This window comes from Aliirhizobium wenxiniae (assembly GCF_019511445.1).
Taxonomy (GTDB): domain Bacteria; phylum Pseudomonadota; class Alphaproteobacteria; order Rhizobiales; family Rhizobiaceae; genus Neorhizobium; species Neorhizobium wenxiniae_A.
Window position 1 is genome coordinate 360,264 of record NZ_JAEUAN010000003.1, and the last position, 12,267, is coordinate 372,530.

9 protein-coding genes, 1 tRNA gene and 2 rRNA genes are annotated in these 12,267 nt (G+C 57.0%); 8 read left to right on the forward strand and 4 right to left on the reverse strand.

The genetic code is table 11. The features are described 5' to 3' along the window. Positions 1 to 22: 22 nt before the first annotated feature. Positions 23 to 1,009 (reverse strand): C4-dicarboxylate TRAP transporter substrate-binding protein, encoded by a 987-nt coding sequence (locus JNB91_RS05805; RefSeq protein WP_220324564.1) that lies wholly within the window; start codon positions 1,007 to 1,009, stop codon positions 23 to 25. A gap of 254 nt (positions 1,010 to 1,263) precedes the next feature. Here JNB91_RS05805 and JNB91_RS05810 point away from each other — a divergent pair, with 254 nt between their 5' ends. The 8 genes from JNB91_RS05810 (at position 1,264) to JNB91_RS05845 (ending at position 10,822) form a co-directional block, all read left to right on the forward strand. Further along, a complete protein-coding gene (locus JNB91_RS05810; protein ID WP_223218065.1) occupies positions 1,264 to 2,778 on the forward strand; it encodes a mannitol dehydrogenase family protein in 1,515 nt (504 codons plus the stop codon). Between the two features lie 34 nt (positions 2,779 to 2,812). Further along, entirely contained in the window at positions 2,813 to 4,003 is a 1,191-nt protein-coding gene (gene uxuA, locus JNB91_RS05815) for a mannonate dehydratase (RefSeq protein WP_220324565.1), read from the forward strand. A gap of 119 nt (positions 4,004 to 4,122) precedes the next feature. Continuing rightward, positions 4,123 to 4,821, forward strand: coding sequence for a GntR family transcriptional regulator (locus tag JNB91_RS05820; RefSeq protein ID WP_220324566.1), 699 nt, complete (start codon positions 4,123 to 4,125; stop codon positions 4,819 to 4,821). Positions 4,822 to 5,172: 351 nt separating this feature from the next. Beyond that, the gene (locus JNB91_RS05825) at positions 5,173 to 5,970 is read left to right on the forward strand and encodes a GntR family transcriptional regulator (protein WP_220324567.1); all 798 of its coding nucleotides are present in this window, start codon (positions 5,173 to 5,175) and stop codon (positions 5,968 to 5,970) included. Between the two features lie 71 nt (positions 5,971 to 6,041). Next, entirely contained in the window at positions 6,042 to 7,043 is a 1,002-nt protein-coding gene (locus tag JNB91_RS05830) for a TRAP transporter substrate-binding protein (RefSeq protein ID WP_220324568.1), read from the forward strand. A 121-nt stretch (positions 7,044 to 7,164) separates the two neighbouring features. Continuing rightward, on the forward strand, positions 7,165 to 7,674 hold the full coding sequence (locus JNB91_RS05835) for a TRAP transporter small permease (protein ID WP_220324569.1): 510 nt from the start codon (positions 7,165 to 7,167) through the stop codon (positions 7,672 to 7,674). 3 nt (positions 7,675 to 7,677) lie between these two features. After that, entirely contained in the window at positions 7,678 to 8,985 is a 1,308-nt protein-coding gene (locus JNB91_RS05840) for a TRAP transporter large permease (RefSeq protein ID WP_220324570.1), read from the forward strand. Positions 8,986 to 9,523: 538 nt separating this feature from the next. Next, positions 9,524 to 10,822 (forward strand): sodium:proton antiporter, encoded by a 1,299-nt coding sequence (locus JNB91_RS05845; protein ID WP_430736244.1) that lies wholly within the window; start codon positions 9,524 to 9,526, stop codon positions 10,820 to 10,822. 667 nt (positions 10,823 to 11,489) lie between these two features. Here JNB91_RS05845 and JNB91_RS05850 read toward each other — a convergent pair. The 3 genes from JNB91_RS05850 to JNB91_RS05860 all read right to left on the reverse strand — a co-directional run. After that, positions 11,490 to 11,566 (reverse strand) — tRNA-Met (locus tag JNB91_RS05850). Between the two features lie 244 nt (positions 11,567 to 11,810). Beyond that, a 5S ribosomal RNA gene (rrf, locus tag JNB91_RS05855) occupies positions 11,811 to 11,925 on the reverse strand. A gap of 236 nt (positions 11,926 to 12,161) precedes the next feature. Further along, positions 12,162 to 12,267, reverse strand: a 23S ribosomal RNA gene (locus tag JNB91_RS05860); the annotation flags it as partial.

The window sequence follows — 12,267 nt, forward strand, 5'->3', positions numbered from 1 at the left end:
CGGTCGGGGTAACCGGGACAAATCACTGGGCGAGAATCGCGTCGACTTCCTTCTTCAGATCGGCGTAGCCGAGCTTTTCATAAACGCCGGCGGTTGCTTCCTTGAAGGGCGTGACGTCAATCTCACTGACAGTCATTCCGGCCTCGGCCATCTTCTTCTCGAGGTCAGCAAGAGATGCTTCCGTGCCGTGAGATGCGATATCGCCGGCTTTCAATGCTTCTTCCTTGAGGATCGTCTGCATGTCCTGCGGCAAGGAATCGAACCAGGCAGCTGAGGTGATTAGGCCGGTAATCAGGTTGAAGTGGCCGGTCTTGGTGAGCTGGTTGGTCACTTCGTAGAGGCGTGAGCCATAGCCGGCGGGATCTTGCGCCTCAACGGCGTCGATGACCTGTGTTTGCAGCGCCGAGTATACGTCGGCCCAGGCCATCGGTGCGGGTGTCGCTCCCATCGCGCGCACCGTCTCTGTCCAGACGGCGGCACCCGGTGTGCGCATACGGATACCACTGAGATCTGCTGGCGTCTTGATCGGCTTGTTGGTGAACAGATGGCGTTCGCCCTGCCACCAGTTGAAGGACAATACCTGCAGCTGCGCCTTCTTGCGAAGGTCGACGGACCATTTGTCCATCAGCGGCGATGTGACGACCTTGCGGATACCGTCATACCCGGAGGCAAGATAGGGACCGGAAAGAACGCCGAATTCCTTCACGAAAACGGCAAGACGGCCGCCATCGACAACGACGGCATTGGCCGCACCGGCACGCGCCTGCTCGAGAACGTCCTCATCCTTGCCGAGCTGCGAACCGGGGAAGAGACGGATAGCAAGCTTGCCGCCCGAACGTTCGGCAACATTCTTCTGCAGATCCTCAAGCCCCTTATAGAGCGGATCGGTAGACGTGAGAGCAGTATTGACATTGAGTGTGTAGTCAGCGGCCAAGGCACCGCCGGCCATGAGAGCAGTAAAAGATACGCTAAACACCGTCGCCCTGACGGCTCGAGTCAAGAATCCCATAGATCCCCCTCCCAAGAATGACTCGCCACGCCACCGCGGCGCGACGTTTTGACGAGTAGTATGGTAGAGCCTTAGAATGGCATTGTCTATCAGGATGCAGCGGTGCAAATGTCACACCTATTCCGCGTATTGAATGCTTGTCCGAATTGGATCGGCGTTCAGGACGAGGAAAAAAGTGAAGGCCGCAGGTGTCGTCGGAAGGCCGGTGGGTCGCGCCGAATAGTGCAGCAACGCAAAGAAACAACGAGCTGATCATGTTAGACATTTCAGATACTTCGGTCTCCGGCAGCGAAATGCCCCGTCTCACCGAGCGCGCGCTCGACGGCCTTCCCGCCACCACTCGACCGGCTTACAATCGCCACGCGGTTACCGCCGGTATCGTTCATCTGGGCCTTGGAGCTTTCTGCCGCGGCCATCTCGGCGTCTATACCGATGATGTCCTCGCAGCCGGCGCAACGGACTGGGGCATCATCGGCGTCGACCTGATGTCGCCCGCCATCCGCGAGGCACTGAAACCACAGGACGGCCTCTACACGCTCATCAACCGTGTAGACGGGGTCGATCAGTTCCGGGTGGTGGGTTCCTTCCTCGACATCATGGCAACATCCGACCAGCTTGAAGACGTGTTGTCGGTCATGTGTCGGCCGGAGATCCGAGTCGTCACCATCACCGTCACCGAGAAAGGCTATTGCCACGACCCGGCAACCGGCCGCCTGAATGAAGCCCATCCGGCGATCATCGCCGATCTGGCATCGCCGCAATCACCAAAGACATTGCCTGGCCTTGTCGTGGAGGCGATCCGTCGACGCCGCGCAGCCGGTATCAAGCCTTTCACGGTTCTGTCCTGCGACAATCTTGCCCAGAACGGTATCGTAACCAGCCGGGTCGTCACCCGTTTCGCCGAACTCCGTGACCCGGAACTCGGCACATGGATTGCCGCCAATATCGCTTTCCCGTGCTCGATGGTCGATCGTATCACTCCAGCCACAAAGGATACTGAGCGGACGGCTGTGCTCGACGGGCTCGGCATTGATGACGCTTGGCCGGTCGTTTCCGAACCCTTCCGCCAATGGGCGATCGAAGACAATTTCCCGAATGGCCGCCCCGCCTGGGAAACGGTCGGTGCCATTCTCGTCGAGGACGTCGCCCCATTTGAAACCATGAAATTGCGTTGCCTCAACGGTACGCATTCGACACTGGCCTATCTTTCAGTGCTTGCCGGCATCGAGACAGTCGCGGATGCCATGGCTGATCCTGACCTGCCCAAGGTAATTCGCCGGCTCTGGGACGACGATCTCATCGTGACCGTGCCACCTGTTCCGGACACCGATATTCTTGCCTACACTCACGCCCTGGAGGCGCGTTATCGCAACCCTGAAATCCGTCACCTGACGATCCAGATCTCCTCGGACGGTTCACAAAAGCTCGGTCCGCGACTTCTGGAGCCGGCTGCCGAGCGTATCGCCGACGGCCATGAGGTCAAAGTCGTACCTCTTACCGTCGCCGCATGGATGGCCTTTCTCCTCGAAAGTGATGGCAAGGGCCGGACCTGGAAAGTGGCCGATCCCATGGCCGATCGCCTCACAACACTCGCCCGCGAAAATGCGAATAGCGCCGAAAAGCTTGCCGGCGCACTCCTTGCCATAAGCGAAATCTTCCCGACGGAAGTCGCCGAGAATCCAGCGTTCCGGACTGCCGTCGTCGAATATCTGAACGGCCTGCTCACCCACGGCGTCCGCGCCACCCTCGCATCCTTCGTCGCCGACTGATCGCCGACACTCCCGCAACCGAAAGGACAAAACGATGGAACAAACTTGGCGCTGGTTCGGCCCTGATGATCCCGTAACCCTGACACAAGCCAGACAGGCCGGAGCCACCGGCATTGTCACTGCACTTCACCACATGAACCAGGGGCAGGTGTGGACCTCCGAAGAGATCCTCAAGCGCAAGGCCGAAGTCGAAGCGGCCGGCCTAACCTGGTCGGTGGTGGAAAGCATCGGCGTCGGTGAGGAGATCAAGACCCGCACCGGCAATTACCGCGAGAAGATCGAGAACTACAAGCAGTCGATCCGCAATGTCGCCCGCGCCGGCGTGAAAACCATCTGCTACAACTTCATGGTCATCACCGACTGGAGCCGCACCAACCTGATGTACGAGTTGCCGAATGGCGCCTATGCGCTCCGTTTCGACAGCGTCGATTTTGCCGCCTATGACATCTTCGTATTGAGGCGCAAGGGAGCAGAGGCGAGCTATACGCCGGAACAGCGAGAGGCTGCCTCCGCACGCTTCGCATCCAAGAGCGATGCGGAAATTGCCGAGCTTGAACGTGTGCTGATCGATTGGCTGCCGGCACGCGACTTTGCCTATACGCGCGAAACCTTCCGCGACATGCTCGAGCTTTATTCAAAGATCAGCGTCGAGGATCTTCGCGCCAATCTCATCGCCTTCCTGCAGGAGATCACACCGGTCGCCGAAGAGGAAGGCGCGCGGCTGTGCATCCATCCCGACGACCCGTCCTTCCCCATTTTCGGCCTGCCACGCGTCATGTCGACGGCCGACGATGTCCGTGCGTTGTTCAAGGGCGTACCGCAGGAGGCCTGCGGTCTCACAATCTGCACCGGCTCCTTCGGCTCCAACCTGAACAATGATCTGGTCGCCATGGCCAGGGAGTTTGCGCCGCGCATCCATTTCGTGCATCTGAGAAATACCAGACACGAACCGGATGGTTCCTTTTATGAAGCCGATCATCTTGATGGCGACACAGACCTCATCGGCGTGGCAGCGGTCATGATGGCCGAAGAGGACCGGCGCCGTTCGGTCGGCCGCAGCGATACTGAAATCCCGTTCAGGCCCGACCACGGCCATCTGATGGGCGACGACATCGGCAAGACGATGAACCCGGGATACTCATTTGTCGGCCGTCTGAAAGGACTGGCAGAGCTTCGCGGAGCCATGCAGACGATTGAGGCTTTCCGCAGCGGAAAGTTAACCTGACCGTCTGACAGCGACTGCCCTCACACTACGACCAACGGAGTGCCCGGCCGTTACCGGCCGGCACTCTGGACAGTGTTGATCGAACTGTGACATGGTAGCATTCATTTGGAGAATTCGACTTGTCGCCTGCAAACGCAACCATTGCCCCTTCGGAAATCGACCCCAAACAACCGATCGGTCCGCAAGTCTATGCTCTCCTCAAGCGGAAAATCCTTAGCCTGGCATTAAAGCCGAACGAGGCGCTGAGCGAAAAGGAACTGGCAACAAGGCTCGGTGTCAGCCGCACACCGGTCCGTGAAGCCCTGATACGCCTTGCCGATGAAGCACTGGTCGATATTTTTCCCCAACGTGGTACCCTCGTGTCACCGATAAGGATCGCCGAGGTGCTCGAAGCGCAGTTCCTGCGTGAAGCACTGGAAGCAGCCGTTGTCCGCAAAGCAGCTGAAGAGCCATCGCCCAGGCTCGTGGATGAAATGGCAACGCTCCTGACACGGCAGCAGAGGGCAGCCAAGGGCGCGGATCCCGAAGAATTCATGCGTCTCGATGAAATGTTCCACTCTGCAATCAGCGAAGGCGTGGCCATGCCGCGTGCCTGGCGGATCATCCAGAGCGTCAAGGGACAGATGGATCGTGTGCGCTTCCTCAGCCTGCCGAATAAATCACATCTGCTCCTGTTGACCGAACAGCATGCCGAAATCTTCCACGCCGTCGAAGCTGGGGATCCGGACCGCGCCGAAGCGGCCATGCGTCACCATCTCAAGGAAGTCCTGCAGACGATCCACGCACTCGCCGACGAGATGCCGTCAATCCTCGCCTGAGGTCAGTTCGGCCGCACCGCCACAAGAGCATGCTCCTTTGCCTGCGACGGAAAGGCTCATGGACAACAGGTCCGGGGCATGTCGCCAATCGAATTGGCTGCAATGGCGACAGCATAATACCAGCCTTTGAAAAACCGATAATTATCACGCTCCGTTCACCACTAAGTGATGGCTCGCTGCGTGCTGCTCGCCGTCAACTTGATCTACCGCAATGAAATCATGTCTGATATGCAAGATATACAAGGGTGAGGAATTTACTGTATCGGGCATGTCGAAGCGTGCTTGAATTCGTGGGGGCGAATTGGAATGCCGGGGGGATCATTTGCGAAATCATGGAGAGCAGGCCAAGCGATGAACGCCTCGCAGCTCATCCACCTCCGTCTTCGCAACGAAATCATTTCAATGAGCCGACTACCGGGTGAGACAGTCCATGAAAAGGACATCGCCCAGGAGTTTGGCGTCAGCCGCACACCGGTCCGAGAGGCGCTGTTGCGCCTGTCGGAAGAGGGGCTGGTCGATATCATTGCCAAGTCCGGGACGACCGTTTCGCGGATCCCGGTCAATGAGCTTCCCGAAGCGATCCTGACGCGAAAAGCCATAGAGCAGATGACAGTGCGCATGGCGGCTGAATTTGCCGTCAAAAGCGACATCCTGACGATGCATGCCATTGTAGAGCGTCAAACCGAAGCTCTGATATCGGAAGACGCCAACGGTTTTCACCAGGAAGACGAGGCTCTGCACCACGCTATCATGGCAGCGGCAGGTTATCCCGGAATCTGGGGATTTGTCGAAGACATCAAGGTGCAACTCGATCGGTTCCGGCGGCTTACCTTGCCGCAGGCGCACCGAATGGAGCGTGCACTTGCCGAGCATGTCGAACTGGTGGCCGCCATCGACGCCAGGAATCAGGAAGCCGCCGCAACCGTAATGGGCAATCATCTCGATTGGCTCGGAGAAAGCCTGGCCGAAATTCAGGATATCAACCCGGACTATTTTTCCGGAAACCCTCAGGATGCGCATTTTCGATGGACCAGAAGGTCACGTGCGCAGGCTGCACAACCAATGGAATCTGGAGGCACCCTTTTCAGCGAAATCAATCGTGATCCTCAGATGAGGCACGTGCAAATCAAGGGCCAGGAAGGCGCTTGAACCAGGCGCATGCCCGCCTCAGGTGCCGGCTGCGCTCCTTTTAAAACGACTGCACTTAAGCGGAGGAATAAATGAAGTACACATCCTATATTTCAATGATTGCAGGGGCTGTTGCTCTTTCCGCCATCATTCCAGCCGGTATCAGCGCCGCTTCGGCCGCTTCGGTGAATTTTGAAATCGCCTTCAACCAGACAGAGACTCATCCGCAGTTCAAGGCGTTGCAGATGTTTGCCGAGGGGCTCAAGGAGCGCACCAATGGCGAATACACGGCTGAAGTCTTCCCGAACGAACTTCTGGGTGCCCAGAAGGAAACCGTCGAGATGACCCAGACCGGCACGATCGCCATGTCGGTCGCAGCCGCCAGCCTGCTGGAAAGCTGGAACTCCGATTTCTCGGTGTTCAACCTGCCTTATCTCTTCAACAGCATCGAAGACCAGAAGAAGGTCCTCAACAACCCTGATATCGTTGGCGACCTCTATAAGTCGGTTTCCGACCAGAGCGTTATCGTTCTCGGTTCCTTCACCGCGGGCGCTCGTTCGGTTTACCTCAAGGACCGCTTCGTAAAGACCCCTGCCGATCTCGCAGGCCAGAAGATCCGCGTCATGCAGTCGGATACCAATGTCCAGATGATGAAGCACATGGGCGGCGTCGGTATCGCCATGGGTCAGGGTGAAGTCTACACGGCGATCCAGACCGGTGTTCTCAATGGCGGCGAAAATAACGAAATCGTCTTTTCGTCTCTGAAGCATGCCGAAGTGGCACCGCATTTTTCCAACACGCGCCACCTCATGATTCCGGATTATCTGGTCATGAACGTAGATCTCTACAATGGCCTGCCGGAGAACATCAAGACGATCGTCAATGAAGAACTGGCCAAGGCCTTCGACTACGAGTTCGATGCTTTCGCGGAAGAAGCCGCCAAGGCTCGCGCCGATGCTGAAAAGGCCGGTGCCAAATTCAGCGATGATGTCGACATGGAAGCCTTCCGCGCTTCGGTCAAGCCGCTCATAGACAGCAAGCTGACCAACGACGTCACCAAGACGATCTACCAGAAGATCGAGGCACTGCGCTGATCTTTCGAATTGCCCAGATCGCCGCAGCAATGCGGCGATCTGGGGGATCGTACGCTTCTCTTCGCCACACGAACACTGGCAACCCCGGGCATTTGCCGTTTCCGGGACAGGGATTAAAACAATGGAAACTATCAAGCGCAGGGTCGATCAGATCCTTGCCTCCTGCTGCATATTGCTATGCGGGCTCCTCACGGTCATCGTGACCTGGCAGGTGGTCGCCCGCTACCTCTTCAATAGCCCCGGAGCGCAATCGGAAGAACTCGCCAAGATTTTGTTCGTCTGGCTGACATTGTTCGCCGCAGCACTGCTGTTCGGCGAAAAGGGTCACATGAATATCGGCATCCTCAGCGATGCGCTGCCTGCACGCTGGAACATCTCGCTCCAGATACTGAGCAGCGTGCTGATCCTGATCTTCTGTGTCGCCATTCTTGTTCTCGGCGGCTGGGACGCGGTTGGCCGCACCATGCGCCAGACCAATGCCGCCATGCCTTTCCTGACCACCGGACAGATTTACATGGCATTGCCGATCTGCGGTTTATTTTCCAGTTTTTATTGCATTTACAACATCATCGTCGACGTCAAGCGCCTTGCTGCCGTCAAGTCGGGCGAGAGCCCGCAGCAGGAGGGTTGATCCATGGCGAACGCAGCAGACATCGGCCTGATCATGCTGATCAGTATCCCGATCCTTCTTGCTATCGGCGTGCCGATCAGCATCAGCATGGGTATCGGCTCCGTGCTTGCCATGAGCACGGTCTTCACCTTCGACCGAATGGCGATCACCGCAGCGCAACGTATCTTCAGCGGCGTCAATAGCTTCTCGCTGCTGGCGATTCCCTTCTTCGTGCTCGCCGGCATCATCATGACCAATGGCGGCATAGCTCGAAGGCTGATCGATTTCGCCAAAGCCCTCATCGGCTTCATTCCCGGCGCGCTGATGCAGACCAATATCGTTGCCAACATGCTGTTCGGTTCGATCAGCGGCTCCGGTGTAGCAGCTGCAGCAGCAATCGGCGGCGCCATCGGTCCGCAGCAGAAGGATGACGGTTATGATCCGGCGGCCGCTGCCGCAGCCAATATCGCATCCGCGCCCTCGGGCATGCTGATCCCGCCGAGCAACACTTTCATCATCTACTCGCTGGCAAGCGGCGGTACTTCGGTCGCAGCATTGTTCCTCGCCGGTTATATACCCGGCATCCTGTGGGGTCTCGCCTGTATCATTCCGGCGATGATTTACGCAGTGCGTGCGGGCTACAAGGCACAGGGCTTCGCCAAGTTCCAGGAGAATTTGCGCGTTACCATCGACGCCCTGCCGGCGCTCTTCCTGATCGTGCTGATCGTCGGCGGCATCATCTCCGGCATCTTCACACCGACTGAAGCGAGCTGTATCGCAGTCGTATACGTGCTGGTTCTCTCCTTCGCTTACCGCACGATCACGGTACAGATGATCCCGAGCTTCCTGCTCGATACCGCCAAGACGACCGGCATGATCATCTTCATGATCGGTATCTCAGCAGTGATGGGCTGGATCATGGCCTATGCCAAGATCCCCAACATCATCGCGTCCTCGCTTCTGGGCTTCACCGATGATCCGATCCTGATCATGATCATGATGAACGTCATCATGCTCCTGCTGGGTTGCGTCATGGACCCGACGCCGGCGATCCTGATATTCGCGCCGATCTTCCTGCCGATCGCGATGTCGCTTGGATTTGACCCCGTACATTTCGGCGTCATCATGGTCTTCAACCTCTCGATCGGCACGATCACGCCACCTGTCGGGCCAATCCTGTTCGTCGGCTGCCGAATAGCCAAGCTCAGGATCGAGGATGTGTTCAAGCCGCTGCTGCTCTACTTCCTGGTCCTGGTTGCGATGCTTTTCGTGGTTACGTTCATACCTGCACTGTCGCTGCTTCTGCCCCAGGCCGCAGGCCTGATCCGATAGCGGGAAAAACACTTAACCCCGTCGCGAAAGGCAATTTGAGCCCAACACGTATGAAAACTGTGCCATCACCTGCAAAGGTGGTGGCACACCTCTCTCAACGTCAAACAGGCGTGGCCGACTTAAAAGATGCATCGGCAATGACTCCATCTAGCTGGTCGAGCGCTCCAAAACCGTCGCCGCAACTCATCCAGCAAAACTTGATGAACAGCATTTTCTCCGCGCTGCAATGGTAGTAAGCGATACACTTGTCCGTGGTAGGCGACGTTATCTTGTTCGTTCCATATCAAGGAACAAACGACCGGAGGAATGTGTGTATTCTTTAACTAAAAGTCATTCGATTACGAATTTTTCCCGAAACCTGCGACCACGCTTATATTCGTGGACCCTTTCAGCCTTTCGCCCCCCTTATCGGATATCGACATTCGTTGGCGCGACGTCTGCTTCGCTTGGTCTGTCATCGCCTGCGCTCGCCGCTGACACGCATCTGAATATTGACGGCAGTGCGCTTGGGCTGATCTGGGCCGTTCCCTTTGTCGGCATGCTTCTGTCAATCGCCCTGCTGCCGCTTTTGGCTTCGCATTTCTGGCACCACCATTTCGGCAAGGTGGCCGCATTCTGGGCTTTGGCGTTTTTCGTTCCGTTCGTTGCCACGCATGCGTCCGGTATCGTCGCCTCGGAGATGACCCATGCCATTCTTCTGGACTACGTGCCATTCGTCATTCTGCTGACGTCGCTGTTCACCATTGCCGGCGGGATCTTGGTCACCGGCAACCTGCATGGGTCGCCCCGTCTCAATACGGCATTGCTAGCCATTGGAACCTTGCTCGCGTCGGTGATCGGAACCACAGGAGCTTCCATGGTGCTGATCCGTCCGTTACTTCGAGCCAATGATGGAAGGCGGCACAATGTCCATGTCGTCGTCTTCTTCATCTTCCTCGTTTCGAATATCGGCGGTTCGCTGACGCCGCTTGGCGATCCGCCACTCTTTCTCGGTTATCTGCGCGGCGTGGATTTCTTCTGGACCACCGTACATATGCTACCGGAAATGGGCTTTGCCGCGCTGATATTGTTGATCCTGTTCTGGTTCCTCGACAGCCATCTCTACAAGGGAGATACGGATTTTCGCGGTGTTTCCGACCCAACTCCCGACACATCGCGCATCGGGATTTCCGGCAAGATCAATTTCGCTTTGCTGATGGTTGTTATCGGCGCAGTGCTGATGTCCGGTTCGTGGAAACCCGAAGTCTCCGTTCCCGTCTTCGGCCTGCACTGGGAGCTGCAGAACATCGTGCGCGATCTTATCCTGATCGCTGCCGCAATTGCCTCCCTCATGCTGACACCAGCCGGTGTTCGCGAAAGAAACGGCTTCGAATGGGGACCGATGCTGGAGGTCGGCAAGCTGTTCGCTGCGATCTTCATCACCATCATTCCGGTTATCGCCATGCTGAAGGCGGCCGAAAACGGTGCGTTTGCACCACTGGTCGCGCTTGTAACCGCACCAGACGGTGCCCCGATCAATGCCATGTATTTCTGGATGACCGGTCTTCTGTCGTCATTCCTCGACAATGCGCCGACCTATCTGGTGTTCTTCAATCTGGCGGGTGGTGATCCGGTTGAATTGATGGGTCCGCTTGCCAGAACCCTTGTCGCTATCTCCTGCGGCGCAGTGTTCATGGGCGCCAACAGCTATATCGGCAATGCGCCGAATTTCATGGTCAAGGCGATTGCCGAAAATGCCGGCGTCAAGATGCCGAGCTTCTTCGGCTACATGGCTTGGTCGGTCGGCATTCTCGTGCCGGTCTTCATTCTGGTAACGCTGGTATTCTTCCGCACCTGATGCGGCATGCCTGCCGCTTATCATCGCCTACGAAACAAGAAACCCCGGCCGCAGCCCCTCGCGGTCGGGAAATCTGGCAAAACACGCGCCGCTCGAAGCGCCATCATCTAGCGGGATGCAAGCCCCTCGTAGCGCTGGGCAGCCTCGTCCGAGACGCAAGCATTGCCACGATCTGCGGCCGCGTCGGGATAGCGGATAAACATTGTTCGAAGACCGAAGTTTGGACCGCCCGAATTGAGATCTTCCGGCTGTGGTCACGATGACGGCTGGTTGCGCCACCGGAGTTATGCATCTCGATCAGGAAGTTATACCCGATTTGTCCTGTGAGGACGATCCTCGTTGTGGTATTGACGCCAATCCCCCAAATTTTCGCGCGAATCCGCAAGGTTCAGGAGCCAATGGACGTTCAGGTACTCGCCTACTGCTTGCCGTTGAAGGTGAGGAGGGACAAGCAATCGATCCAGCGAGCGTTCTCCCCATACGCGATGAGGCCATTATCCCTCGACTCTCCGGGCTGCAAGAAGTCCAGCATAACTTTTTTTGGCATGGGCCCGCTGATCCAGATCATGGGAGATGAACTGGCTGCCAATCTCCATCCGGATCGTCTTTGGATATCCGGTTGATCTGCGGCGGGTTGTTTATGATGAAGTCTGTTTTGGGGTATTATTGGTTGCGGGGGCAGGATTTGAACCTGCGGCCTTCAGGTTATGAGCCTGACGAGCTACCGGGCTGCTCCACCCCGCGCCAAGCGTAAATCCCTTTGGGATTTATCGCGACTACGCCATCGAGAAGCGATGGCGGACTGTGCCGGAGCAAAACCTTTAGGTTTTGTCTCCTGTAAGGCGGGCACCAGACCAAGACCTGTGGGCCAACCTTATTTCTTTTGTTCTGCAAACGACAAAGGGTCGCTTTGGGCGACCCTTTGGTATTGGCCAGGGGCCGTTAGATTTCGTAATGAGAAGATTGTTTTTTACATTGCCTTTAGAAGACCTGGCAGCGACCTACTCTCCCGCGTCTTGAGACGGAGTACCATTGGCGCTGGGGCGTTTCACGGCCGTGTTCGGAATGGGAACGGGTGCGGCCGCCCCGCCATGACCACCAGGTCATCTAAGGGCAATGTGAAGAGAAGCTGGTTCACTCTTTCGAGTGATTGATTAGAACACGTCTGAACCTTTCAGTCTGTAGGATGCTTTTGGCAGCCATACAGGCCAGAGGCCGTCGCCGATCGTTCGGCGGGCCGTCCGCAGCGTAGCGACGAAGTCGCGACAGCGTCAGGACAAGGTTAAAGGCTTATCATTGCTGCGCTTTGCGCAGCGATGATGAGCATTGATCAATGAGAGCGATTAAGCCAATCGGGCTATTAGTAAGGCTAAGCTTCATGCATTGCTGCACGTCCACACGCCTCCTATCAACGTGGTCGTCTACCACGGCCCTGATAGGGAATA

Bases quoted from the DNA above. Each gene is read 5' to 3' on its own strand.
- JNB91_RS05825 (WP_220324567.1), top strand. From the start codon at position 5,173: ATGAACGCCTCGCAGCTCATCCACCTCCGTCTTCGCAACGAAATCATT.
- JNB91_RS05805 (WP_220324564.1), bottom strand. From the start codon at position 1,009: ATGGGATTCTTGACTCGAGCCGTCAGGGCGACGGTGTTTAGCGTATCT.
- JNB91_RS05810 (WP_223218065.1), top strand. From the start codon at position 1,264: ATGTTAGACATTTCAGATACTTCGGTCTCCGGCAGCGAAATGCCCCGT.
- JNB91_RS05830 (WP_220324568.1), top strand. From the start codon at position 6,042: ATGAAGTACACATCCTATATTTCAATGATTGCAGGGGCTGTTGCTCTT.
- JNB91_RS05835 (WP_220324569.1), top strand. From the start codon at position 7,165: ATGGAAACTATCAAGCGCAGGGTCGATCAGATCCTTGCCTCCTGCTGC.
- JNB91_RS05845 (WP_430736244.1), top strand. From the start codon at position 9,524: ATGCTTCTGTCAATCGCCCTGCTGCCGCTTTTGGCTTCGCATTTCTGG.
- uxuA (WP_220324565.1), top strand. From the start codon at position 2,813: ATGGAACAAACTTGGCGCTGGTTCGGCCCTGATGATCCCGTAACCCTG.
- JNB91_RS05840 (WP_220324570.1), top strand. From the start codon at position 7,678: ATGGCGAACGCAGCAGACATCGGCCTGATCATGCTGATCAGTATCCCG.